This is a genomic window from Hymenobacter coccineus (assembly GCF_001816125.1).
Classification (GTDB): domain Bacteria; phylum Bacteroidota; class Bacteroidia; order Cytophagales; family Hymenobacteraceae; genus Hymenobacter; species Hymenobacter coccineus.
Window position 1 is genome coordinate 33,921 of the sequence record NZ_MDZA01000066.1, and the last position, 22,306, is coordinate 56,226.

The window sequence follows — 22,306 nt, forward strand, 5'->3', positions numbered from 1 at the left end:
GTCTGATAACTGCAACCACCTGCTTGCCAGCAAGCAGGTGGTTGCAGTAGGAGCCCCAGCTTGTGGGGCCCCCAACCCAAGGGCTGCCCGGCTGGGGCCCCAGCCAGCGCCCGTGCGGGCACAACGGACCCGTAATAAGGATGTAAGAAGGCCTTCTTCTTCCCCGTTGTGATATCAATTCGTCTGTGAAAATCCTGTTCATTGGCTTGCTGAGCCTACTGCCGCTGCTGGCCTTGGTCTAGCCAGCGCCGCCCGCCTACCAACTCAGTACCCACATCCTCGACATCAGCCAGGGCAAGCCGGCGGCTGGCGTAACGGTGCGCCTAGAGCGGTACGACGCCGCCAAAAAAACCTGGAGCCCGGTAGCCGAGAAGCAAACCGACGCGGCCGGCCGCATCGGCGATTTCCTGCCCGCCGCTGGCCAGAAAGCGCCCGCTACCGGCACCTACAAGCTCACTTTCCTCACCAAGTCCTACTTCGCCGCACGGCAGCAAACCTCGTTCTACCCCTTCATCGAGGTGGTGTTTGAGCTGGCCGATGGGGCCCACTACCACGTGCCCATTACGCTGTCGGCCTTCGGCTACTCTACGTAACGGGGCAGCTGATAACCAGCTGCTTAGCCGGTGCTTTGTGCTGGCGCTTGCCTTGCGGGGCTCCTGCCCAATTCTAAAATCCCACCCTGCCGGACGTTAACATGCTTGATTTGCTTATAAAAAACGCGCGGCTCGACGACCACGAGGCCGGTGTGGATATTGGCATCGTGGGCGATAAGATTACGCTGCTGGAAGCCGGCATTGCGGAACCGGCCCACACGGTGCTGGATGCGGAAAACCAGTTTGTGTGCGCGGGCTTCTACGAAACCCACATTTACCTCGACAAGGCGTGCATTCTGAACCGTTGCTCGGTGAAGGAAGGCGGGAAGGAGGAGGCCACCAAGGAAACGCGCAACGCCAAGAAGAACTTCACCGAGGACGACGTGTTTGCCCGCGCCAGTCGCGTGGTAGAAATGGCCATCAAGAAAGGTACCATGGGCCTGCGCACCTTCGTCGAAACCGACCCGCTGGCGGGCCTGCGCTCGTTTGAAGCCCTTAAGCGGGTGAAGGATACCTACGCCTTTGCCATCGACATTGAGCTGTGCGCCTTTGCCCAAGACGGGCTGACCCAGGAAATGACCACCCACCACCTGCTGCGGCAGGCCTTGCAGCAAGGGGCCGACCTAGTGGTGCCCCTACACCGACCCTGACCCCGACCGCCACGTAGAGTTGATTTTTGACCTGCCCGAGGAATTCAACGTGAACGTCGATTTCCACCTCGATTTCGACATCGACCCCGCCGACTCGGGCATTCCTAAGATTGCCGAGCAGACCCGCCTGCGCAACTACCAGGGCCGCGTGTCCATCGGCCACGTCAAAAAGCTCAGCGCGCCGGGCCACCGACCTGCTGATGATGGGCCACGGGCAAACCCACCTCATCCCGCGGGGCGTGGTGAATGCCAACGAGCTGAGCGCGCTGGGCCTCACGACGACCATTTCCAGCAACAATATCCTCAACGCCTTTACGCCCTACGGCGACGCCTCGCTGGTGCGCACTGCCAACATGTGCGCCAACATTGCCCAGCTCACCGCCGATGAGGACATCCAAGCCAATTACGAGATGATAACCACCAACGCGGCCAAGCTGCTGGCCAAGCAGGCGCGCTTGCGCGTGGGCGGCCCGGCCACCTTTGTGCTGCTGGAGGTCGGTAGCGCCGTAGACGCCATCCGCACCATTGCGCAGCCGCTGCTGGGCTACAAAAACGGTCGGCCCACGTTTGCCAACCCCAAGGCTACTATCCAACCACAATATTGAGCCGCGCCATGCCTGATTCCCTCACCGGCAACGACCTGCCCCACCTGCGCCACTGCCTGGCGCTGGCCGCCGAAGCCCTGGCGGCCGGCGACGAACCCTTTGGCTCTGTATTGGTGGGGGCCGGGGGCGAGGTGCTGGCCCAGGCCCGCAACCACGTGAATGAGCTGAACACCCTGGCCCACCCCGAGTTGGAACTGGCGCAGTGGGCGGCCACCCACCTGGCCCCGGCCGCGCGCGCCGCCGCCACCCTCTACACCAGCGGCGAGCACTGCCCCATGTGCGCCGCCGCCCACGGCTGGGTAGGCCTGGGCAAGATAGTTTACCTCAGCTCGGGACAGCAGCTGACGCAGTGGCTCAGCGAGTTGGGTGCGCCCGAGTCCCCCATTCAGTTCATCCCGGTGCAGGAAATTATCCGCCACGCCGAGGTGGCCGGCCCCGCCAACGGCGAGTTGCTTCAGGAAATAAAGGCCTTGCACGTGGCCTACCACGGGGCGCGCAATAGCAAAAGCTAGGGCCCGCCGGGCCGGCGCAGCAAAGCTGCCAGCGTCGGTTTCTAACTTGTTAATAACGACGATACCGAAGCACGAGTTGCGGCAAATCAAGTAGGGCCCCTGGGGCCCTACTTGATTTGCCGCAACTCGTGCTTCACCTCGTGGCGGGCAGTTTTCAGGTAGGATTTGAGCTGTTGTTGCTTGGTGAGCGAAATGTTGACCGGTGTGAGCAGCTGCACCACGGCCAGGGTGGCCCCGGGCTGGAGGGCGGCCTTGACGTCGGCAAAGCCGGCATACGACGCCACCGCCGTTTCGGTGCCCGTGCTGGCGGGCAGGGTGAAGCTGAAGTTGCCCTGGGCATCGGTCACGCACGACTGATCGAGGCGCGGCAGGCGTACCACAGCCCCAGGCAGGGCCCCGGCCAGCGTTTCGACGCGGCCGGCCAGCACTACCGAGGCGGGTGGGGCGACGGCGGGGGCCGGGACGTCGGCTACTGTTGGCATCATCGGGGGCGTGCGCTGTACGTTAGCAGCCAGCAGCTTAGCGCGGGGTAGCTTGGCCTGGGCCTGGGCGGCGTTAGTGCCAGCCGTGAGGGCTAATAATAAGAATAAGAAGGGGTAGCAATATTGTTTCATGGGAAAGTAGTGGGATAGGGTCGGGGTTAACTTTTTGCTTGAATAATTCAAAACTATGGGGGCCCTGGGCCCCCGGGGCCGCATTTCGGCCGGCGCGCGGAAACGCCCGGCCAACGCCCGTTTTTGACCTGCGACGCGCCACAGGCGGAATAGTATACTTTAATATAGGGCCAGTGTAATGAATAGCTTGCGCTGCCGATTCACCAGCTGTTCATTTGCTGGTCTACCCAATTCTCCTTCTTTTTCTACCCATGGCCCGCACCACTGCTAACGGCCCATTCTCCTTATCAGGGCACGCCGGCGCGGGCACCCGTGCCAGCGGTAAAACCTGGACGAAAGCCGACTTGGGCCATGCGGGGAATGGAATTGGCCTGGTCAGGGTGCCCGGCGGTGGCGTGGCCTACGCCACCGGCATGGCTAAGCTGGCGCCGCCCCTGGGGCCCCAAGCGGCTACCGGCCCTGCTGCCTCCCAACTGCTCCCTGCACCGCTATGAAAAACTTGCGTAAGTACCTTCCGCTTATTCTGGGTGCGGTCTTGGGCGCGGTGATTGGGAGCCAGGGCGCAAAGCACGGCCTGCGGCTGCTGCACCACGCGGCCTGGAGCCGGGGGCAAGTGGCTGGCTTGCTGGCGTTGCTGCCGGTGGCTTGGCTGCTGGCCGTGCTGCTGCACGAGCTGGGCCACGTGCTGGCGGGGCAGACGCAGCGCTTCCAATTCCGCTGGCTGGCGGTGGGGCCCCTATTGTGGAAGCGCGAAGCGGGCCGGCTGCGCTTAGTCTGGAACAAGAGCCTGAACCTGGCCGGCGGCATGGCCCTGTGCCTGCCGCCCAACGCGGACGACCTGCGCCGGCGGTTTATGGTTTTTGCGGCGGGTGGGCCGCTGGGCAGCGCGGCGTGGGCCGCCGTGGCGCTGGGCACCTACGCCCTGCTGCCCGTCGCCACCTCGGCCGTGGGCCAAGTGCTGGCGGGGGCGCTGGCCGCAAGCGGTGGCATTTCGGCGCTGCTCGCGCTGCTGACGCTGATACCCGCGCACGTGGGCGGCTTCTACAGCGACGGTGGCCGGCTGCTGCACCTGGGGCGGGCGATGCGGCCGGGCAGCTCGACCTGGCCCTGATTACGGCCATAGCCCACTCCATGGCCGGCACCCGGCCCCGCCACTTGCCGCAGGGCCCCTTAGTGGCCGCGGCCGCCCTGCCCCAGGAGTTGCCCTCCAAGTGCTACGTGCATTACTACCTCTACCTGGCGGCGCTCGATGCCCAGCAAATCGAACAAGCCGGCCAGCACTTGGCCGCCTACCGGGTGCAGCTGCCCCAGCAGCCAGCGGCTATGCAAGCCGGTGGCTGGCTGGAATCGGCGTTTTTCGCGGCCGCTTACCAGCACGATTTGCCCGCGGCCCGCGCCTTCCAGGCGCAGGCGCGGCCCAGCGTCTTGGTCACGCCCGACGTGACGGCCCGGGTGGAGGCCGCCTTGGCCCGCCTGGCCGACGACCCCGTGCAGGCCCTGGCCCTCGCCCAAACCGCCCTGCAAGCCCTGCCCCACAGCATCGACCCGGGCAGCACCCACCTCTACGCCGAGTGGCTGGCCGACACCGTTCGCTGGGCCAGCAGTAGGGTGGAACAGCCGCTGCACTCCACGGCCTGGCTTGGCGGTCTGCCCAGCAATCCGCTGCCACTCTACAAGCTACTTGCTGGCTTGCTGTGGGCAACTATCCGCCCATTTTTGGCATCAGTGGTGAGACGCTGCCATTGCACCGGTGCCGCCACAATTTGTCTTTTCCACCTTTCCTCCTTCTTTTTCTACCCATGGCCCTCACCATTACCAACCTCTCCAAAACGTACCCCAACGGCACCCAGGCCCTCAAAAACGTGAGCCTCGACATTCCCAACGGCATGTTCGGCTTGCTGGGGCCCAACGGCGCCGGCAAGAGCAGCCTGATGCGCACCATTGCCACGCTGCAAGACGCCGACACCGGCAGCATTATGCTCGATGACATTGATGTGCTGCACAACAAGGAGGCCGTGCGCCGCGTGCTGGGCTACCTGCCCCAGGAATTCGGCGTGTACCCCAGCGTAAGCGCCGAGGACTTGCTCGATCATTTTGCCACCCTCAAGGGCATTGCCAGCCGCAAGGAGCGCCAGGAAATGGTGGGGGCCCTGCTGCACCAAACCAACCTCTACGACGTGCGCAAAAAGCACGTGGGCGGCTACTCAGGCGGCATGAAGCAGCGCTTTGGCATTGCGCAGGCGCTGCTGGGCAACCCGCGCCTCATCATCGTGGACGAGCCCACGGCCGGCCTCGACCCCGCCGAGCGCAACCGCTTCCACAACCTGCTGAGCGAGATTGGCGAGAACCTGGTGGTCATTCTCAGCACCCACATCGTGAGCGACGTGAGCGACCTGTGCCGCCACATGGCCATCATCAACAAGGGCGAGGTGCTGCTCACCGGCGACCCGCTTTCGGTAATGAACAACCTGAAGGGTAAAATCTGGAAAAAGCTGATTGAGAAGGCCGAGCTGCCAGCGCTGCAAGCCAGCCAGCAGGTCATCAGCTCGCGCCTGTTTGCGGGCAAAACCGTGGTGCACGTGCTGGCCGATGGGGCCCCGGACAGTGGTTTCGAAGCCGTGAGCCCCGACCTAGAGGACGTGTATTTCTCGGAAATTCAGCAGTACGAAGCACGGGCTAAGAACGGGGCGGTGGTGGCCTGAGGCTGCACCGCCAGTTTTTCGGCGGGGGTCTAGAACGGGGTGGTCCGGCGACTTTTTCAGTCGTCGGGCCACTCTGACAAATGAACAGAGCCACCGTTCGACTATCAGAGTGGCCCGACGACTGAAAAAGTCGCCGGACCACCCCGGCCTAATCCGCCCCGCCAATCCTTAATTCTTGCCTTTCAACTGCTACCCGATGTTCCTTCCCATTTTCCTTTTTGAACTGAAGTACCGGCTCAAGCGGCCGGCTACCTGGATTTATTTCTTCCTGCTGTTTTTGATGGCCTTTTTGCTCGTCACGGCGGCGGGCGGCGGCTTCGGTACGGGCGTGAACATTGCCCTGGGCGGCGACGGCCAGACGGTGAAAATCAACTCCCCGTACTCGCTCACCATCAGCACCATGGTTTTGAGCATCTTCGGCGTCATCATCGCCTCCTCGCTGATGGGCAACCCCGTGTACCGCGACTTTGAGTACCGCACGCACCCGCTGTTCTACACCACGCCCATCAGCAAGTGGGGCTACTTGGGTGGGCGCTTTTTTGGCTCGTACCTTATTGCCGCGCTGGTGTTTAGCGGCATCGGGGTGGGCGCAGCGCTGGCTGGCGTAATGCCCTGGGTGGCGGCCGACCGCTTCCTGCCCCACGCGCCGGCCGGCACCTACCTGTGGCCTTACCTGGTGCTGGTGCTGCCCAACTTGCTGTTCTCCGGGGCCCTGTTTTTCACCGTGGCCACGCTTTCGCGCAACATTCTGAGCACCTACCTGGGCTCGATTTTGCTGCTGGTGGCCTACCTCGTGGCCAGCTCCTACCTCCAAGACCTGAAGAACGAGCACCTCGTATCGGCCCTCGACACGTTCGGCACCGCGGCCGTCGATTTTACGACCCGCTACTGGACCTCGGCCGAGAAAAACCGCCTGCTGCTGCCCCTCTCCGGCTACGTGCTGCTGAACCGCGCCGTGTGGCTGGCCGTGGCCGGGGCCCTCCTGGGCCTGTGCTACGCGCGCTTCCGCTTCTCGGCCTTCGCCTCGGAAAAAGTATCGAAGAAGATGCGCCGCGCCGCCGGGGCCCCCGCGGCCGAGCTGGCCCCGGTGCCGGCCGGCGGCCTGCGTTTGCCGCGCGTGGCGCAGGCGTTTTCGGGCGCCATGCACCGGCAGCAGTGGTGGAGCCTCACCAAGCTCGAGTTTTGGGGCATTGCGCGCAGCCGCTACTTCGCGGCCATTGCCGGGGCGGGCGTCATTTTTCTGCTGGCCACGTCGGCGCAGGTGGGCAAAACCTTTGATACGCCCACCTACCCCGTCACCAACGAAATCATCGAATTCTCGCTGGGCTCGTTTTTCCTGTTCTTCCTGGCCATCATCATCTTCTACAGCGGCGAGCTGGTTTGGCGCGAGCGCCAGGCCGGCGTGTCCCAGATCACCGATGCCGTGCCCGTGCCCAGCTGGGTGCCGTTCTTCAGCAAGCTGGCTGCCCTGGGGCTGGTGCAGGTGGTGCTGCTGGTGGTGGTGATGGCCTGCGGCCTACTGGTGCAAACCTTCAAAGGATATTTTCACTACGAAATCGGCCTGTATGTGCAGGCGCTTTTCTTCTACGAGCTACCCTTTTTGCTGCTGATGTGCGTGCTGGCGATGGTGACGCAGGTGGTAGTGAACAATAAGTACCTGGGCTTTTTCGCGGTGGTGGCCTACTACGTGGCCAACCTGTTTCGGAGCCAGATTGGCCTCGGGCACCGGCTGTTCAGCTACGCTGGGGCCCCCACGCCGGGGCCCTATTCCGACATGAACGGCTACGGCCACTTCCTGCCCGCCTTCTGGTGGGTGAAGCTGCTGTGGGCCGGCGTGGCCGTGCTGCTGGTGCTGGCCGCCACCCTGCTGTGGGTGCGCGGCACCGACGCTACCGGCCGCCTGCGCGAAGCCCGCCGCCGCTGGGGCCCGGCAGCACCGCCACCCTGGCCCTGGGCCTGCTCGTCAGCCTGGGCGCGGGCGGCTACATCTTCTACAACACCAACGTGCTCAACGAGTACCTGACGCCCAAGCAGCGCGAAAAGCGCCAGGTGGCCTACGAAAAGCAGTACCGCCGCCTCAAGGACGTGGCCCAGCCGCGCATCGTGGCCGTGGGCCTGAACACCGAAATCTTCCCCCGCGAGCGGGCCGTGCGGTTCCGCGGCCAGCTCATGCTGGTGAACAAGCAGACACGGGCCCTCGATACCGTCATCGTGAGCCTGCCCGCCGAGGAGCACCCCCGCGTGCGGGCCTTGGCGCTGGGGGCCCCCGGCCAGGCCACCCTGGCCCTGAACGACACGGTGTTCGGCCTGCGCCTCTACCGCCTGGCCCAGCCCTTGGCCCCCGGCGATTCGCTGCCCCTCACCCTGGACCTGTTTTACCAGGAGCACGGCTTCCCCAACGCCGGCTCGCGTACCGATGTGGTCTACAACGGCACCTTCGTCAGCAGCGGCTACCTACCCAGCCTGGGCTACCGCGAGGGCGCCGAGCTGGGCGGCGACCAGGACCGCAAGAACTACGGCCTAAAACCCAAGCCCCGCATGGCCAAGGTGAACGACCTGAAAGCCCGCCAAAACACCTACATCAGCCACGACGCCGACTGGATTCGCTTCCGCACCACCGTCAGCACCGAGGCCGACCAGACGGCCGTGGCCCCCGGCTACCTGCAAAAGGAGTGGGTGAAAGACGGCCGCCGCTACTTCACCTACGTGATGGACCGGCCGATGCTCAACTTTTACACCTTCCTGTCGGCCCGCTACAAGGAGTACAAGAGCCAGTGGGTGGATACCGCCGGCCACCGCACCGTGCCCATCACCATCTACTACCAGCCGGGCCACGAGTACAACCTGGCGCGCATGGCCGCCGGGGCCCGCGACGCGCTGGCGTATTGCTCGCGCAACTTCTCGCCCTACCAGCACCGGCAGCTGCGCATCCTGGAGTTTCCGCGCTACCAGGCCTTCGCCCAAAGCTTCGCCAACACGGTGCCGTTTTCGGAGGCCATCGGCTTCATTGCCAACGTGAACGACAAAGACCCCGAAGACTTGAACTATCCTTACTACGTGACGGCCCACGAGGTGGCGCACCAGTGGTGGGCCCACCAGGTAATTGGCGGCAACGTGCAGGGCAGCACGCTGATGGCGGAGGCAATGGCCGAGTACTCGGCCCTGATGGTGCTGCGCCAGCACAACGGCCCGGCCGCCATGGCGCGCTTCCTCAAGTACGACATGAACCGCTACCTCACCGGCCGCGCCTTCGAGCGCAAGAAGGAAGTGCCGCTGGCCCTGGTCGAGAACCAGCAGTACATCCACTACGCCAAGGGCTCGGTGGTGATGTATGGCTTGCAGGATGCTATGGGCGAGGCAACGCTGAACGGGGCCCTGAAAAAATACGTGGCCGCCGTGGCCTTCCAAGGGCCCCCGTACACCAACTCGCCCGAGTTCATCGGCTACCTGCGCCGGGCCGCGCCCGATTCGCTGCAACCCTACCTCACCGATGCCTTCGAGCGCATCACGTTGTTTGACAACCGCGTGACGGCCGCCACCGCCAAAAAGCTGCCCGACGGCCGCTACCAGGTCGATTTCACGGTGAAGTCGGCCAAGTTCTACGCCGATAGCCTGGGCAACCAGCGCCCCGCCGACCAAACCCGCGACGCCCTGCCCATTGCCGTGCTCGCCGCCCTGGGCCCCGACAAAAAGCCCGTGCCGCCGCTGCTACTCGTGAAGCGCCACCTGCACGCCGGCGACAACCAGCTCCGCTTCGTGGTGAACCGCAAGCCCGCCGCCGTCGCCGTCGACCCCGACCACCTCATCATCGACCGCCAGCTCGACGACAACACCAAAGACCTCAAGCTGTAGGGCCCCAGGGGGGGGGCACGTAAAAAAAGGCGCCGCCCCCCTCGGAACTGCGCCTTTTTTACGTGGCGGTGGTCTGAAACGGAGTGGTCCGGCGACTTTTTCAGTCGTCGGGCCACTCTGACGATTGAACTGGGGCCCTGTTCAGTAGTAAGAGTGATCTGACGAAAGTAAAAGTGGCCCGACGAAGCCCTTCGGGCAATTCGCCGGACCACCTTGTTTACGTAAACAGGGGCAAGGAATTGGGGCCCCCGGGGCCCTACGCGGGCTGCTGCGCCGGCGCAGCGGCCTCGGGCTTGCGCATCCAGCTCATGCCGCCGCACTTGGCCTGCATTTGCTGGCGAAATTTCTCGCGGGCTTCGGGGCTGAGGTTTTCCATGCGGCCGGCTATGCGCTGCTGCCAGGCGCGGCGCTTTTGGGCCCAGCTGCCGCGGCGCCCGCCCCAGCTGCCGAACAGCAAGCGGCTGAGCAGCAGCAGGCCGAAGGTTTGCCCGAGGGAAATTAGGGGCCCGTGGAAGAGCGCCGGCACGAGCCAGTTCCACAAATACTGGGTGAGGAACAGAACGGCCGTGACAAACAGGCTGGCGAAAACAAGGAACTTGAGGCCGCGCAGCAGCAAAAATTTGCGGTTCATGATAGGGTAATAATTAAGTTGATTTTGGTTTAATTGTCAGTGGCTTAATTGTTATTTGTTGACTGTTGAATTGCCGGTGGGTCCACAGATGATTTAACGGCTAACAATTTAACATTCAACGATCCAACAATTTAACTCAGTCCGTGAACAGCTCGGTGTAGAGCTTTTGCAGGCGCTTGCGCAGGTGCAGCACGGCGTAGTGCTTGCGCGAAATGAGGGTTTTGAGCGGCACGCCGGTTTCGGCCTCCATTTCCTTGAAGCTCTTGTCTTCCAACTCGTGCCACACAAACACCTCGCGCTGGGCTACCGGCAGCTCGGCCAAGGCATCCGTCAAAGCGTCCATGAGGGTTTCGCGCAGCAGGCGGTTTTCGGGCGAGTCGTCGGGGGCCGGCAGCAGGTCGGCCAGCAGCAGGCCCTCGCCGTCGGGGTCGGCCTCGGCGGCCCCAAACGCCGCTTCGAGCGACACCGGCCGCTGCCGGCGGTACAGGTCGATGATGCGGTTGCGGGCCACCCGGAAGAGCCAGGCGGCCGCCTGCTCCACGGGTTTGAGCAGGCGGTAGCTTTCCACCAGCTCGGCAAACACGTCTTGTAATAAATCTTCCGCCTCCGCCTCGTCGGGGATGCGGCGGCGGATGAACTGCAACAGCCGGGGCCGCTGCTGCCGCACGGCGTCGGCAATTTGCCGGTCTTGCTGCGAGGCCGTCATGGGCAGGAGGGGAGTGGGGAGCGAAAAAGCCAAGTTTTCCATGTTGTGCAAGCAGACGGGGCCCCGGCGTTAATACTTTAACCGGCGGGCGGTTTGCTTTTTCAGGATACCTTTGCCTGCCCAAAATACGGCCCAAACCCGGGCCAATTCTTCGCCCGTTCCGCCCCGCATGGAAGCCACCATTCCCGAAGTCATCCGTACTGTTCCGCTTCAGTACTACGTTTTTTTCGCCACGGCCCTGTTTTCCATCGGCGTGGTGGGCGTGCTCACGCGGCGCAACGCCATCATCATCTTCATGTGCATCGAGCTGATGCTGAATGCGGTGAACATCCTGCTGACGGCCTTTTCGGCCTACCGCTCCGACCCCAACGGGCAAATCTTCGTGTTCTTCATCATGGCCGTGGCCGCCGCCGAAGTGGCCGTGGGCCTAGGCATCATCGTGATGATCTACCGCAACTTCCAAACCACCGACGTCAACCTGCTGAGCCGGCTCAAGTGGTAAGTGAATGAGTGAGCGAAGGAGTGAGGGCCCCCGCGCCATCCGCTCCGCGTCCCGCTCGTCCCAATTCATTCACCCATTCGCTCATTTACCCATTCACCGATGGAAACCGTTATTCCTGGCCCCAACGCGCCGCACACCACCCTGCTCTACGTCCTCATCCCGCTGCTGCCCTTCCTGGGTTTCCTGCTGAACGGCTTGCTGAACAAGCGCTTACCGGCCGCACTGGCCGGGCTGCTGGGCAGCGCCACGGTGCTGGGCTCGTTTCTGATTTCCGCGTTCCTGTTCTGGAGCTTCCTGCACCCCGCGGCGGGTTGGGCCCTGCCCGGTACCACGGTGCACCGCGCCTATACCGTCGAGCTGTTCGACTGGATATCGGTGGCTTCGCTGCAAATCCCGTTCGGCTACCAGATTGATCAGCTCAGCTTGATTATGCTGCTGCTCGTGACCGGTGTGGGTTTCCTTATCCACGTCTACAGCATCGGCTACATGGCCCATGACGAGAACGTGGGCAAGTTCTTTAGTTTCCTGAACCTGTTCGTGTTCAGCATGTTGGTGCTGGTGCTGGGCTCCAATTTTGTTATCCTCTTCATTGGTTGGGAAGGCGTGGGCCTCTGCTCGTACCTGCTCATCGGCTTCTGGAACACCAACACCAATTACAACAACGCCGCCAAGAAAGCCTTCATCATCAACCGCATCGGCGACCTGGGCTTCCTGCTGGGTATCTTCCTCATCTACCTCACCTTCAATTCGGTGCAGTACGGCGAAGTATTTCAGAAGGCTTCGCTGATGCAGTTCGGGCCCTACACCGTGGGCATCTGCACTGCCATCACGCTGCTGCTGTTCGTGGGCGCCATGGGCAAGTCGGCCCAGCTGCCGCTCTATACTTGGCTGCCCGACGCCATGGCGGGCCCCACGCCGGTATCGGCGCTCATCCACGCCGCCACCATGGTCACGGCCGGCATCTACATGGTGCTGCGGGCCAACGTGCTCTTCACGCTCGCGCCCCAAACGCTGGAAGTCGTGGGCATCGTGGGCCTCGCTACGGCCTTCTTCGCTGCTACCATCGGCCTGGCCCAGAATGACATCAAGAAAGTGCTGGCCTACTCCACGGTGTCGCAGCTCGGCTACATGTTCCTGGCGCTCGGCGTCATGGGCTACTCGTCGTCGTTGTTCCACGTCCTCACCCACGCCTTTTTCAAGGCCCTGATGTTCCTCGGGGCCGGCTCGGTCATCCACGCCATGAGCGACGAGCAGGACCTGCGCCGCATGGGCGGCTTGCGCAAAGCCTTGCCCATCACGTTCCTCACGTTCCTCATCGGTTGCTTGGCCATTTCGGGCATCCCGCCGTTTTCGGGCTTTTTCTCCAAGGATGAAATCCTGAGCCACGTGTACGAGCACAACAAGCTGATGTGGGCCGTGGGCCTGTTCACCTCGTTCCTCACGGCGTTCTACATGTTCCGCCTGCTGTTTTTGGCCTTCTTCGGCGAGTTTCGCGGCACCGAAAAGCAGAAGAGCCACCTGCACGAGTCGCCGGCCAGCATGACCCTGCCGCTTATCGTCCTCGCCATTCTGGCCGCTGTGGGCGGCTTCATGGGGGCCCCCATGCTGGTGGGCAAGCACTACCTGGCCGATTTCCTGGCCCCGCTCTTCACCTACTCGCGCCGCCTCAACCCCGCCGCCTTCGCCCTGGAGCCCGACCACGGCACCGAACTGATGCTCATCGGCTTATCGGTCGCGGCCGGGGTGCTCGGCATCGTGCTGGCCTACGTCATGTACGTGGCCCGCGCCCAGCGCCCGGTGGCCGACGATGCCCAGCGCTCGGCCCCCGAAAGCCTGGTGTACCACAAGTACTACATCGACGAGCTGTACGACGCACTGTTCGTGAAGCCCACCATGGCCCTGTCGAACGGTCTTTTTAAGTTCGTGGAAAACGGCGTTATCAACCCCATTACCAACGGCTTCGGGCGGGCGGTGCAGGGCGGCGGCTACCTGCTGCGCTACGTGCAAACCGGCGCCGTCGAGACCTACCTCATCCTCATGGTCATCGGCATCGTGCTGATTCTGGGGCTGAACTACGGCCGCATGTAAATTGCTAAAAACCAAGCGTACGGCCGGGGTCCTCATGGGGGCCCCGGCCGTCTTTATTTTAAAGACAACCTTTTGCGGTCAGGAAAGTATAGCGCCTTAGCCTTATTAAGGAACTATTACCCTTTTTTTCTACCGCATGAAATTAAACCTCTTCTCTCCCCGGGCTCTGGCGTCTGGTGCCGTCCTTACTGCGGCATCGCTGGGGGCCTCGTTTGGCGCGCAAGCCCAATCGGCCGACCACAAAACTGCCATCAGCGGCAACGTCAGCGTACTGCAATACCGCGGCGAAATCGGCAACGACTGGTGGAACTTGGGCCGCGACGGCCTGCGCTTTGGCGGCGGTGCTGCCATCACGCGCTACCTCTCCCCGTCGTTCGACGTGAGCTTAATGGGCAATTATCAGCTCTATCGCTTCTCCAATAACGGCCAACCCGCTGCTCAAAATAGTGGGTTTTCCGTAAAGTCTGGGTTTGCGGACCTAGCGCTCAAGCTAAAGCTCAACAACGGCAAAATCCTGAAGGAAGACGCGTTCATTCAGCCAGCCATTTTCGGTGGGGTGGGCATGTACCTGGCCCACAGCGTAGGCAACAATGGGACGAATAGATTCGATAACGCCATTGGCCGGCCCGATTTCATGGGTGGGGCCCTGCTGCGTTTCCGCCTGTCGCCGGCCCTGGCCCTCGATGTGCAAACGGCCTACCACTACCCATTGACCGAGCGCACCGACAACGTTTACAGTGCAACGGACAACCGCTACGATGACTTCCTGGTGCATTCGGTGGGCCTGACGCTGGCCTTGGGCAAAGCCAAGGACACCGACGGCGACGGCGTACCCGACCGCAAAGACAAGTGCCCCGACACGCCCACCGGCGTGAAAGTGGACGAAAACGGCTGCCCCGTGGACACGGACGGCGACGGCGTGGCCGACTACCAAGACAAGTGCCCCGACGTGAAGGGCTTGGCTGCTCTGCAAGGCTGCCCTGATGCCGACGGCGACGGCGTGGCCGATGGCGACGACAAGTGCCCCAACACCCCCGCCGGTACCAAAGTGGACGCCACTGGTTGCCCGCTTGACGCGGACGGCGACGGTGTATCGGATGACAAAGACAAGTGCCCCGACACCCCGGCTGGTGCTAAAGTGGACGAGAACGGCTGCCCCATTGATTCGGATGGCGACGGCATATCGGACGACAAGGACAAGTGCCCCAACACGCCGGCTGGCACGAAGGTGAACGCCAACGGCTGCCCCGCAATGTCGGACGAGCAGAAGGCCACCAAGTTCATCCAGTTCGAATACAACCGTGCACGTCTGATGAAGGTGTCGAACGCACGACTCGACCAGATTGCGCAAACCCTGACCGAGTTCCCCGACTACAGCCTCAGCCTGGCCGGCCACACCGATAGCAAAGGCACCGAAGGCTACAACCTGCGCCTCTCGTACGACCGCGCCGCCGCTGCCCGCGACTACCTGCTCAAGAAAGGTGTGCCCGCCGAACGGATTGAGGCCCGCGGCTACGGCAAAACCAAGCCGCTTGATACCAGCAAGACTGCCGCCGGCCGTGCCAAAAACCGCCGCGTTGAATTCGACCCCTACCTGACCGGCGAAACCAACCCGGCCGAAACCAAGTACGGCCCGGCCCCGACCATCGCTCAGTTGAAGGCCGAAGGCAAAACGGCTCCCGACGGTGCCACCCCGGCCCGCAAAAAGGCCCGCGCTAGAAAATCGTCGCGCAAATAGGGCCCCAGCTTACGTGCTGATGCCAACTAAAAACGCCCGCTGCACAGCGGGCCGTTTTTAGTTGGCCCCCACGGGGCAACCAATCGTGAAGGAAAGATGTAAAACACAGGGCCTCAAGTTGCACTTTAGCGCATCCGGGGCCCCACCAACTACCGTATTTTAAGCACCCATGCATATTAGAAACGTCCTGCCATTGGCTGGCCTTGGTTTGTTGGCCGCTTGCAGCAGCGAGCCCAGCGCCCAGGAAAAGCAAGCTGCCGCCGCCGCCACGCCGGCCCAAACCATCACCACACCCGCCGATGAAACGGTGCACCTACCCGTTCCCTACGCCACCAAATCGGCGAGCAAGTTTGTGGAGGTGATTGGCTGGCCCGCGGGCAAAACGCCCACCGCGCCGGATGGCTTTACCGTCACGGAGTTTGCCGGCGGTCTGCAAAACCCGCGATGGGCCTACGTGGCCCCCAACGGCGACGTGCTCATTTCGGAGGCTACCACGCTGCCCAAGAGCACTAAAAAGGAGATTGCCGCCGCCCTGCACCTGGATAAGTCGCGCTCGCTGCAAGAAACCAGCGCCAACCGCATCACGCTGCTGCGCGACACCGACCACGACGGCAAGCCCGACGTGCGCACCACTTTCCTGAGCGGCCTCAACCAACCGTTTGGCATGCTGGTGATGGGCAACTCCTTCTACGTGGCCAACACCGACGGCCTGATGCGCTACCCCTACAAGCCGGGCGATACCAAAATCAGCGGCGCGGGCCAGCAAATCCTGAGCCTGCCCGAGGGCGGCTACAACAACCACTGGACCCGCAACCTGCTGGCCAGCAAGGACGGCAAAACGATTTTCGTCACCGTGGGTTCGGGCTCGAACGTGCAGGAGCACGGCCCCGAGAACGAGGTGCGCCGGGCCAACATCCTGGAAGTAAACCCTGATGGTTCGGGCGAGAAAATATTCGCCAGCGGCCTGCGCAACCCCATCGGCCTGGCCTACTACCCCGGCACCACCACCCTGTGGGCGGCCGTGAACGAGCGCGACGAGCTGGGCGACGAGCTGGTGCCCGACTACATCACCAGCGTGCAGCAGGGCGGCTTCTACGGCTGGCCCTACTCGTACTACGGCCAGAACGTCGACCCCCGCCGCAAGGATGAGCACCCCGAGCTGGTGAAGAAAGCCCTCGTGCCCGACGTGCCCATGGGGCCCCACGTGGCGGCCCTGGGCCTCACGTTTTATGACCAAACGGCCTTCCCCGCCAAGTACCAGAACGGGGCCTTCGTGGGCGAGCACGGCTCTTGGAACCGCTCGGCATACTCGGGCTACAAGGTGGCGTTCGTGCCCTTCAAAGACGGCAAGCCCACCGGCAAGCCCGAAGATTTCCTGACCGGCTTCCTCGTCGGCGGCGAATCTGGCAAAGCCTACGGCCGCCCCGTGGGCGTGGTAACCCTGGCCGACGGGGCCCTGCTCGTGACCGACGACGCCGGCAACAAAGTGTGGCGTGTGGCCGCCGCTGGGGCCCCCAAAGCCACCGCTTTCGCTCCCGCCAAGTAGCGCGCCAAAGCCACCCGCCGCCAATTAGGGCCCCCGTAACCTGCGCCAGGTTCGGGGGCCTTTTTGCGTCGGTGTTTGCTGCGCTAAATGCGATAAGAGCCCATCGTTCCGCTTCACCCAATGCGTGGCCCGGGGTGGTTTTTTGCCTCTGCCAAAGGCCTGGCCGTTTGGTTTTTTTAATATCTTTCCGGGTGAGAAAGCGGGCCCTGTGGGGCCCCCAGCACGGCGGCTGCGTATAAGGATGAAGCTGCTGCTCTGCCCCGTGGCGAGCACAAACGCCCAATTCTACCCATGCCCGACTCCTCAATATTACCAGCGCCCACCGCTGGCGCGCAAAGCCGCCCCACCGCCGAACCGGCCCTCATCGTGCTGGCCGGCGCTACCGGCGACCTCGGCCACCGCATCGCCCAGCACCTTCTGCAACGCGGCGCCCGCGTGCGGGCCCTGGTACGCCCCGGCAACACCAAGCCCGAAATCGAAACGCTGCGCCAACAAGGCGCCACCATCGTAGAAGTTGATTTCAACGACGTGGGGGCCCTGACCTACGCCTGCGTTGACGCAGCATGCGTGGTGTCGGCCGTGTCGGGGCTGCGCGACGTGATTGTGGACCTGCAAACGCGGCTGCTCGAAGCCGCCGTGGCCGCCGGCGTGCCCCGCTTCATCCCGTCCGACTACTCCATCGATTTCACCAAGCTCCCCGCCGGCTCCAACCGCAACCTCGACCTGCGCCGCGAGTTCGGCCAGCGGCTCGACGGGGCCCCCATCCAGGCCACGTCCATCCTCAACGGCATGTTCATGGACCTGCTGACCGGGCAGGCGCCGGTGGTACTCTTCGGTATCCGGCGCGTGCTGTACTGGGGCAGCGCTGACCAGCCGCTCGACTTTACCACCATCGCCGACACCGCCGCCTTCACGGCCGCCGCCGCCCTCGACGCCACCACGCCCCGCTACCTGCGCGTGGCCGGCGAAGTAGCCACCGTCCGCGACCTCCAGGCCGCCGCCACCGCCGTTACGGGCCGCCGCTTCGGCCACCTGCGGCCCGGTGGCCTGTGGCTCTTGAAGCTGATGATTCGGGCAACGCGCCGGCTTGCGCCGGTTCCTCAGGAGGTGTTTCCGCACTGGCAGGGCATGCAGTACCTGCACAACATGTTCACCGGGGCCCCCAAGCTCGCGCCCCTCGACAACGCCCGCTACCCCGATATCCGGTGGACGCCGCTGCGCGAGGTGCTGGCCACGGCCAAGTAGCGCGCCGGGGCCCCAGCGGCCAACTACTAAATTATGTGCTTGGCCAAACGCGGCGGCTTTGGCGCAAACGCATGGTGCCCCGCTGCGTATAGCCTCGCGTGGTAGCTGCGCTGCCACCCACTTCCTACCCATTCAGATTCTCATTATGAAAATTTCCCTGATCCTCGCCGCCGCTTTCGCCCTCACCGCCAGCGCCGCTTCGGCCCAAACGGTAGCCCCCGGCACCACCCCCGGGGCCCAAACCGGCAACCCGTCCAACATGCCCAGCGCTGGTAGCACCGTTAACGACCAGCAAACTCCGGCTACCACCAATGGTAAGATGGATAAAATGTCGGGCATGGACAAAGGCGACAAAAAGATGATGCGTAAAGACCGCAAGATGAAAATGAATTCCGACGGTTCAATGAAGACCAAAACCAAGATGCAGTAACCGCTGGGTAGCTATTATTTAGCCGCCTCGCATTTAGGGCCCCTGCCAAGTAAAGGCGGGGGCCCTTTCTGTAATTCAAAACGAATATTGCCGGGCTGTGAAAACGCTGCTGGCTCAACAAAACCGATTGCCTCCGCTGTGCCGCCCACGGCTAATATGCTAAATCGGATGCCTTCACGCGCACACGCCACATACTTTGCAAATAGCCCGGCTTATGCAGGCGGACCTTAGGCTTGTAAATGTGGGTATTTTGCCCAACCAACTTCCGTCAGTTAGTAATTTTTTCCAGTATCCAAATCTTAAGGGAGTTTAGCTTCTCCCCATTCTTTTTATGAAATACTTCCTGTTCCTAGCCGGCCTTTTTGCTTGTAGCACCAGCGCGGCCCTGGCCCAAACCGTGTTGCCATCGGGAGCGGTAACGCCGACTGGGGTACCATCGCCGACAATTGGCGTTCCCGTAACGCCGGCTACCGTGCCGGGTAGCGCGCCCCTCAGCACGCCCGCCACCCGCGACGCCGGCAGCCCCCGCGCCTCCCGCCGCGACGTGAAAGTGCCCGGCATGGACCGTGAGGAACGCCGGCAAATGCGGAAAATGGGTAAGATGCACTACAACGCCGATGCGGAGAAGCCGGCGGGGAGAAAATAACTGCCAGCGCCTCCCCACCATCGGGGCGGCTGCGGATAGCTAGGACTATGCGTAATGCTTCGATACAGCTTGCATTAGCTGCACTAGCGCAAACCTGGCGCGCTCGTGCCCGCTGCTTCCGGGAGGCATGAGCAAAACAATCCGGCCGGTGGGCAGTCTTAGCACGGGTCGTTTTTGCAGAAAAGCGGCCCATAAAATACCTGCTCATTTACTTACTTATGAACATTGGAATCATTGGCGCCGGCCACATCGGCAGCGCCCTGGCCGTGCGGCTCACCAGCCTCGGCCACTCGGTTTATATCGCCAACTCCCGGGGCCCCGCAACGCTGAAGGACCTGGCCCAAAAGACCGGCGCTACGCCCGTTACGGCTCAAGAAGCGGCCCGCCACGGCGACATCATCGTGGTGACCATTCCGCTGAAAAGCATCCCCGACCTGCCCAAGGACTTGTTTGCGGGGGTATCTGCCAACGTGCCGGTCATCGACACCAGCAATTACTACCCGCTGCTGCGCGACGGCCAGCTCCCCGAGCTGGAAAGCGGCGACCTGACCGAGAGCGAGTGGGTGCAGCAGCACCTGGGCCGCCCGGTGCTGAAGGTGTTCAACAATATCTTCGCCGCGAACCTCAAAAACAACGGCCAGCCCGCCGGCACTCCCGGCCGCATCGCGCTACTAGTAGCCGGCGACGATGCCGCCGCTAAGCAGAAGGCAATGGCCCTGGTGGAGGAGTTGGGCTTCGACGCCGCGGACGGCGGCAGCTTGCACGAGTCGTGGCGCCAGCAGCCGGGCTCGCCGTTGTACTGCACCGATTTATCGGCTGCTGAAGTGCAACAGCACCTAGCCAGCCTGGGCACCACGCGCACGCCCGAGCAGCACGCCCAGTTCGCAGCCAACCAAGCTGCGTCGGAAAAACACCTGGAGGCACAAGGCGTCAAGCTGTAAGGCCCGCCGTCCCACGTTGGTTAGCCAATCGCTAGCCCACTGACCTAAGCCCCAGCGAACAAGCCCCGTCAATTGTCGGAGCGCGTTCGCTGGGGCTTATTCGATAAAGGGAAGTTGCCAAGCGCCTCATCAAGGACCGCCGCGCTGACCGAGTGCCGCTTAGCAGCCAGCCTTTACCAGGGCAGGGGCCCGGTAGAAGAGGACATCGTGCCAGTAGGGCCATCGGCCGGCAATAGGGCCAGCCGGATAGCCTCCGCCGCACCCTGCGTGGGCGTGTCGGTGCCATCAAAGCCGTTCAAGTCGGTGGCCGTGTAGCCGGGCGCGGCCGAGTTTACCTTGATGGCCGTATCCCGCAGCTCGTAGGCTAGCTGCACGGTGAGCATGTTCAGCGCGGCCTTCGAGGCGGAGTACCCCAGCAGGCTCCAATCGTTCTGACTAACTACGGTGAGTGAGCCCAGCGGACTAGACACGTTGACAATGCGCCCCGCCGCGGCCTGCTTCACCAGCGGTAAAAACGCTTGGGTGGCGGCCAGTGTGCCCACGAAATTGGTTTGGAGCACTTGTTCTACACTGCGCACAGTAGCCGTGCTTGGCGAGCCGTCGCCGGGCGCATTGATGCCCGCGTTGTTCACCAGGATGTCGAGGTGGCCTTCCTCGCGCTGCAGGTGCGCCGCCGCTGCATCGAGCGTCGCTTGGTTGGCCAGGTCCAGTTCGAGGAATCGGACGTCGCCTTCAGCTGCCAGTTCCGCTACGGCTTGCTGGCCCTTGGCGGCCTCGCGGGCCCCTAAATACACCCGGCAGCCTGCCTGCAGCAGCCCCCGCACAATTTCGAAGCCGATGCCTTTGTTGCCGCCGGAGACCAGCGCAATTTTCTTGTTTGCCATGTTACCTGTGAGTTTGGCCTCCTGAAATGGGGAGGCGAGTAAGTACGCCACAAAGGTCCGGGAGGCAGCCGGGCGGTAAACTTCGCCAGTCAACCCATCTGTTTTAGATTTCAAACATGTCAGATGCCAAACACGGCCAACCGCCGGAAGTCGCCCGGCGTTTGGCTGGCGTGGCGCTTGAAAAAGGTGCAGAAGTGGGCCACGTCGGCAAAGCCCAGGCTATCGGCAATTTCTGAAATGCTCCAGGCGGTTTGCTTCAGCAGGAGCTTGGCTTCCTGCGTCAGGCGGCTGCTGATGAGGGCGGTAGTGGTCTGGCCCGTCGTTTCCTTCAGCACGCGGTTGAGGTGGTTGACGTGCACGGCTAATTGCTGCGCGTAGTCGGTGGCGGTGCGCAGGAGCAGCGGCGGTTGCGGGCTTTGGCGCGGAAACTGCCGCTCCAGCAACTCCGTGAACTGGGTGGCGACCCGTTCGGCGGCGCTGTGCGTCGCCAGCGGGGTGGGGACCGGCTGCAGCTTCTGCACCAAGTGGATCAGCTCCCAGAGGTAGGTGCGCAGCAGGTCGTGCTTGTAGGCGTAGCCCGACACGAGTTCGTGCGCCATCTTCTGGAAAAGGGCTTCGAGCGCCGCGCAGTCGGCCTCGGCCACCTCCCACACCGGGTAAGCCCCGGGCTGAAAAATCGGCAGCTCCGCCAGCGTCACCCCGGTGCGGGCAGGCAGCAGAAAGGCGTCGTCGAAGAGGCAGGAATAGCCCGTAAAATCTTCGGTGAGCGGCAGCCACCGGTACGGCACGCGCGGCGTCACCAGAAACAAGGTATTGGCCCCCACGTGCGGGGCTTGGTCGACACACTCCACCTGGCTGCGCCCGCGGCAGAGCGTGATTTTGTAGTACTCCCGCCGGCTAAACGTCATCGGGGGCGCCCCGCGGAGTTCCGCCAAGGAGAACACGTTGAAATGCCCCACGCCTTGCCCCATGTCTGGCGGTGGCAACACGCCCACGGCGGACTCAGGGCCCGGGGCAAGCGCGTCGTAAAAGGCAGCAAGGGAATTCGGTTTCATATGGGTATTTGTACGAATCACGTGGGCGAGCAGGGGCCCTAGTTCATAAATTCCTTTGGTTGCGATGGCCATCTGGAAGCCCGCGCTTGAATTAGGAATGGTGCAGGTGCTGAACACCGTTATAGTCACTTTCTGGGCCGCGCCGGGCTGACTCTTTTGCCGCGTCCGCATCGCCGGGGCCCTAACCTAAACCGAAAACCGGCCCATGGCTATCGTCCGCCGGCCTATGTCATCGCATTAATGATGGGCGCTAGAACACTGGGGCCCTAGAGCGGTTCTCAGGATGATGTACAGTACGGGAGTTATTTTTCCAGCGTGAAAGCCTATTCTCTTGATTTACGCGAACGTGTCGCGGCGGCTTGTACG

22 protein-coding genes and 1 pseudogene are annotated in these 22,306 nt (G+C 63.0%); 18 read left to right on the top strand and 5 right to left on the bottom strand.

Annotated elements, in window-relative coordinates:
- Nucleotides 1-272: 272 nt before the first annotated feature.
- From uraH to BEN49_RS05285, 4 genes and pseudogenes are all read left to right on the top strand, one after another.
- Nucleotides 273-593 (top strand): annotated as a pseudogene (gene uraH / locus BEN49_RS05275) (hydroxyisourate hydrolase); the annotation flags it as partial.
- Nucleotides 594-694: 101 nt separating this feature from the next.
- Nucleotides 695-1,243, top strand: coding sequence for an amidohydrolase family protein (locus BEN49_RS28790; RefSeq protein WP_204376054.1), 549 nt, complete (start codon nucleotides 695-697; stop codon nucleotides 1,241-1,243).
- Nucleotides 1,244-1,443: 200 nt separating this feature from the next.
- The gene (locus BEN49_RS28795; protein WP_204376055.1) at nucleotides 1,444-1,848 is read left to right on the top strand and encodes an amidohydrolase family protein; all 405 of its coding nucleotides are present in this window, start codon (nucleotides 1,444-1,446) and stop codon (nucleotides 1,846-1,848) included.
- Nucleotides 1,849-1,856: 8 nt separating this feature from the next.
- The gene (locus BEN49_RS05285; RefSeq protein ID WP_070741818.1) at nucleotides 1,857-2,360 is read left to right on the top strand and encodes a nucleoside deaminase; all 504 of its coding nucleotides are present in this window, start codon (nucleotides 1,857-1,859) and stop codon (nucleotides 2,358-2,360) included.
- A 107-nt stretch (nucleotides 2,361-2,467) separates the two neighbouring features.
- Here the strand turns inward: BEN49_RS05285 and BEN49_RS05290 are convergent, their stop codons facing one another.
- On the bottom strand, nucleotides 2,468-2,974 hold the full coding sequence (locus BEN49_RS05290; protein WP_070741773.1) for a peptidase associated/transthyretin-like domain-containing protein: 507 nt from the start codon (nucleotides 2,972-2,974) through the stop codon (nucleotides 2,468-2,470).
- A 251-nt stretch (nucleotides 2,975-3,225) separates the two neighbouring features.
- On the opposite strand from BEN49_RS05290, the gene BEN49_RS26610 reads away from it, so the two are divergent.
- The 6 genes from BEN49_RS26610 to BEN49_RS29255 all read left to right on the top strand — a co-directional run bounded on the left by BEN49_RS26610 (nucleotide 3,226) and on the right by BEN49_RS29255 (nucleotide 9,528).
- Nucleotides 3,226-3,468, top strand: a complete 243-nt coding sequence (locus BEN49_RS26610) for a hypothetical protein (RefSeq protein WP_125916539.1) — start codon at nucleotides 3,226-3,228, stop codon at nucleotides 3,466-3,468.
- The gene (locus BEN49_RS05295) at nucleotides 3,465-4,085 is read left to right on the top strand and encodes a zinc metalloprotease (RefSeq protein WP_125916541.1); all 621 of its coding nucleotides are present in this window, start codon (nucleotides 3,465-3,467) and stop codon (nucleotides 4,083-4,085) included. Before BEN49_RS26610 ends, BEN49_RS05295 begins: the two co-directional genes overlap by 4 nt.
- A 20-nt stretch (nucleotides 4,086-4,105) precedes the next feature.
- Nucleotides 4,106-4,840 (top strand): hypothetical protein, encoded by a 735-nt coding sequence (locus tag BEN49_RS05300; protein WP_070741778.1) that lies wholly within the window; start codon nucleotides 4,106-4,108, stop codon nucleotides 4,838-4,840.
- On the top strand, nucleotides 4,774-5,676 hold the full coding sequence (locus tag BEN49_RS05305; RefSeq protein ID WP_070741781.1) for an ABC transporter ATP-binding protein: 903 nt from the start codon (nucleotides 4,774-4,776) through the stop codon (nucleotides 5,674-5,676). The genes BEN49_RS05300 and BEN49_RS05305 overlap by 67 nt, the downstream gene beginning before the upstream one ends.
- A gap of 196 nt (nucleotides 5,677-5,872) precedes the next feature.
- Nucleotides 5,873-7,699 carry an ABC transporter permease gene (locus tag BEN49_RS29250; protein WP_239691818.1) on the top strand — a complete coding sequence of 609 codons (1,827 nt, stop codon included), beginning with the start codon at nucleotides 5,873-5,875 and terminating at the stop codon, nucleotides 7,697-7,699.
- An 830-nt stretch (nucleotides 7,700-8,529) separates the two neighbouring features.
- Entirely contained in the window at nucleotides 8,530-9,528 is a 999-nt protein-coding gene (locus BEN49_RS29255) for a M1 family aminopeptidase (protein ID WP_239691821.1), read from the top strand.
- 256 nt (nucleotides 9,529-9,784) lie between these two features.
- On the opposite strand, the gene BEN49_RS05315 is transcribed toward BEN49_RS29255, so the two are convergent.
- A complete protein-coding gene (locus BEN49_RS05315) occupies nucleotides 9,785-10,159 on the bottom strand; it encodes a hypothetical protein (RefSeq protein ID WP_070741784.1) in 375 nt (124 codons plus the stop codon).
- A gap of 136 nt (nucleotides 10,160-10,295) precedes the next feature.
- Nucleotides 10,296-10,865, bottom strand: a complete 570-nt coding sequence (locus tag BEN49_RS05320; RefSeq protein WP_204376056.1) for an RNA polymerase sigma factor — start codon at nucleotides 10,863-10,865, stop codon at nucleotides 10,296-10,298.
- 169 nt (nucleotides 10,866-11,034) lie between these two features.
- Between BEN49_RS05320 and nuoK the strand changes: the two genes are divergently transcribed.
- From nuoK to BEN49_RS05360, 8 genes are all read left to right on the top strand, one after another.
- Complete coding sequence (gene nuoK / locus BEN49_RS05325; protein WP_070741821.1) at nucleotides 11,035-11,367, top strand: NADH-quinone oxidoreductase subunit NuoK; 333 nt, start codon at nucleotides 11,035-11,037, stop codon at nucleotides 11,365-11,367.
- A 99-nt stretch (nucleotides 11,368-11,466) separates the two neighbouring features.
- Complete coding sequence (gene nuoL / locus BEN49_RS05330; RefSeq protein WP_070741789.1) at nucleotides 11,467-13,455, top strand: NADH-quinone oxidoreductase subunit L; 1,989 nt, start codon at nucleotides 11,467-11,469, stop codon at nucleotides 13,453-13,455.
- 136 nt (nucleotides 13,456-13,591) lie between these two features.
- A complete protein-coding gene (locus BEN49_RS30415; protein ID WP_070741792.1) occupies nucleotides 13,592-15,193 on the top strand; it encodes an OmpA family protein in 1,602 nt (533 codons plus the stop codon).
- A 169-nt stretch (nucleotides 15,194-15,362) separates the two neighbouring features.
- Nucleotides 15,363-16,739 (top strand): PQQ-dependent sugar dehydrogenase, encoded by a 1,377-nt coding sequence (locus BEN49_RS05340; RefSeq protein WP_070741795.1) that lies wholly within the window; start codon nucleotides 15,363-15,365, stop codon nucleotides 16,737-16,739.
- A gap of 291 nt (nucleotides 16,740-17,030) precedes the next feature.
- Complete coding sequence (locus tag BEN49_RS05345) at nucleotides 17,031-17,984, top strand: NmrA family NAD(P)-binding protein (RefSeq protein ID WP_083325799.1); 954 nt, start codon at nucleotides 17,031-17,033, stop codon at nucleotides 17,982-17,984.
- Between the two features lie 145 nt (nucleotides 17,985-18,129).
- Nucleotides 18,130-18,414 carry a hypothetical protein gene (locus BEN49_RS05350; protein WP_070741798.1) on the top strand — a complete coding sequence of 95 codons (285 nt, stop codon included), beginning with the start codon at nucleotides 18,130-18,132 and terminating at the stop codon, nucleotides 18,412-18,414.
- Nucleotides 18,415-18,745: 331 nt separating this feature from the next.
- Entirely contained in the window at nucleotides 18,746-19,060 is a 315-nt protein-coding gene (locus BEN49_RS05355; RefSeq protein ID WP_070741801.1) for a hypothetical protein, read from the top strand.
- Between the two features lie 218 nt (nucleotides 19,061-19,278).
- On the top strand, nucleotides 19,279-20,001 hold the full coding sequence (locus BEN49_RS05360) for an NADPH-dependent F420 reductase (protein ID WP_070741804.1): 723 nt from the start codon (nucleotides 19,279-19,281) through the stop codon (nucleotides 19,999-20,001).
- Nucleotides 20,002-20,174: 173 nt separating this feature from the next.
- On the opposite strand, the gene BEN49_RS05365 is transcribed toward BEN49_RS05360, so the two are convergent.
- Together BEN49_RS05365 and BEN49_RS05370 are read right to left on the bottom strand one after the other, a co-directional pair.
- Complete coding sequence (locus tag BEN49_RS05365; RefSeq protein WP_083325800.1) at nucleotides 20,175-20,885, bottom strand: SDR family oxidoreductase; 711 nt, start codon at nucleotides 20,883-20,885, stop codon at nucleotides 20,175-20,177.
- Between the two features lie 119 nt (nucleotides 20,886-21,004).
- Nucleotides 21,005-21,793, bottom strand: coding sequence for a helix-turn-helix domain-containing protein (locus BEN49_RS05370; protein ID WP_239691819.1), 789 nt, complete (start codon nucleotides 21,791-21,793; stop codon nucleotides 21,005-21,007).
- Nucleotides 21,794-22,306 lie beyond the last annotated feature (513 nt).

What these genes read in the sequence shown, in the direction of transcription:
- BEN49_RS05370 (WP_239691819.1), bottom strand. Translation starts at nt 21,793, where the DNA reads ATGACGTTTAGCCGGCGGGAGTACTACAAAATCACGCTCTGCCGCGGG.
- nuoK (WP_070741821.1), top strand. Translation starts at nt 11,035, where the DNA reads ATGGAAGCCACCATTCCCGAAGTCATCCGTACTGTTCCGCTTCAGTAC.
- BEN49_RS05285 (WP_070741818.1), top strand. Translation starts at nt 1,857, where the DNA reads ATGCCTGATTCCCTCACCGGCAACGACCTGCCCCACCTGCGCCACTGC.
- BEN49_RS26610 (WP_125916539.1), top strand. Translation starts at nt 3,226, where the DNA reads ATGGCCCGCACCACTGCTAACGGCCCATTCTCCTTATCAGGGCACGCC.
- BEN49_RS29250 (WP_239691818.1), top strand. Translation starts at nt 5,873, where the DNA reads ATGTTCCTTCCCATTTTCCTTTTTGAACTGAAGTACCGGCTCAAGCGG.
- BEN49_RS05315 (WP_070741784.1), bottom strand. Translation starts at nt 10,159, where the DNA reads ATGAACCGCAAATTTTTGCTGCTGCGCGGCCTCAAGTTCCTTGTTTTC.
- BEN49_RS05305 (WP_070741781.1), top strand. Translation starts at nt 4,774, where the DNA reads ATGGCCCTCACCATTACCAACCTCTCCAAAACGTACCCCAACGGCACC.
- nuoL (WP_070741789.1), top strand. Translation starts at nt 11,467, where the DNA reads ATGGAAACCGTTATTCCTGGCCCCAACGCGCCGCACACCACCCTGCTC.
- BEN49_RS05320 (WP_204376056.1), bottom strand. Translation starts at nt 10,865, where the DNA reads ATGACGGCCTCGCAGCAAGACCGGCAAATTGCCGACGCCGTGCGGCAG.
- BEN49_RS28795 (WP_204376055.1), top strand. Translation starts at nt 1,444, where the DNA reads ATGATGGGCCACGGGCAAACCCACCTCATCCCGCGGGGCGTGGTGAAT.
- BEN49_RS05360 (WP_070741804.1), top strand. Translation starts at nt 19,279, where the DNA reads ATGAACATTGGAATCATTGGCGCCGGCCACATCGGCAGCGCCCTGGCC.
- BEN49_RS05365 (WP_083325800.1), bottom strand. Translation starts at nt 20,885, where the DNA reads ATGGCAAACAAGAAAATTGCGCTGGTCTCCGGCGGCAACAAAGGCATC.
- BEN49_RS05295 (WP_125916541.1), top strand. Translation starts at nt 3,465, where the DNA reads ATGAAAAACTTGCGTAAGTACCTTCCGCTTATTCTGGGTGCGGTCTTG.
- BEN49_RS05340 (WP_070741795.1), top strand. Translation starts at nt 15,363, where the DNA reads ATGCATATTAGAAACGTCCTGCCATTGGCTGGCCTTGGTTTGTTGGCC.
- BEN49_RS30415 (WP_070741792.1), top strand. Translation starts at nt 13,592, where the DNA reads ATGAAATTAAACCTCTTCTCTCCCCGGGCTCTGGCGTCTGGTGCCGTC.
- BEN49_RS05350 (WP_070741798.1), top strand. Translation starts at nt 18,130, where the DNA reads ATGAAAATTTCCCTGATCCTCGCCGCCGCTTTCGCCCTCACCGCCAGC.
- BEN49_RS05290 (WP_070741773.1), bottom strand. Translation starts at nt 2,974, where the DNA reads ATGAAACAATATTGCTACCCCTTCTTATTCTTATTATTAGCCCTCACG.
- BEN49_RS05355 (WP_070741801.1), top strand. Translation starts at nt 18,746, where the DNA reads ATGAAATACTTCCTGTTCCTAGCCGGCCTTTTTGCTTGTAGCACCAGC.
- BEN49_RS29255 (WP_239691821.1), top strand. Translation starts at nt 8,530, where the DNA reads ATGGCCGCCGGGGCCCGCGACGCGCTGGCGTATTGCTCGCGCAACTTC.
- BEN49_RS05300 (WP_070741778.1), top strand. Translation starts at nt 4,106, where the DNA reads ATGGCCGGCACCCGGCCCCGCCACTTGCCGCAGGGCCCCTTAGTGGCC.
- BEN49_RS05345 (WP_083325799.1), top strand. Translation starts at nt 17,031, where the DNA reads ATGCCCGACTCCTCAATATTACCAGCGCCCACCGCTGGCGCGCAAAGC.
- BEN49_RS28790 (WP_204376054.1), top strand. Translation starts at nt 695, where the DNA reads ATGCTTGATTTGCTTATAAAAAACGCGCGGCTCGACGACCACGAGGCC.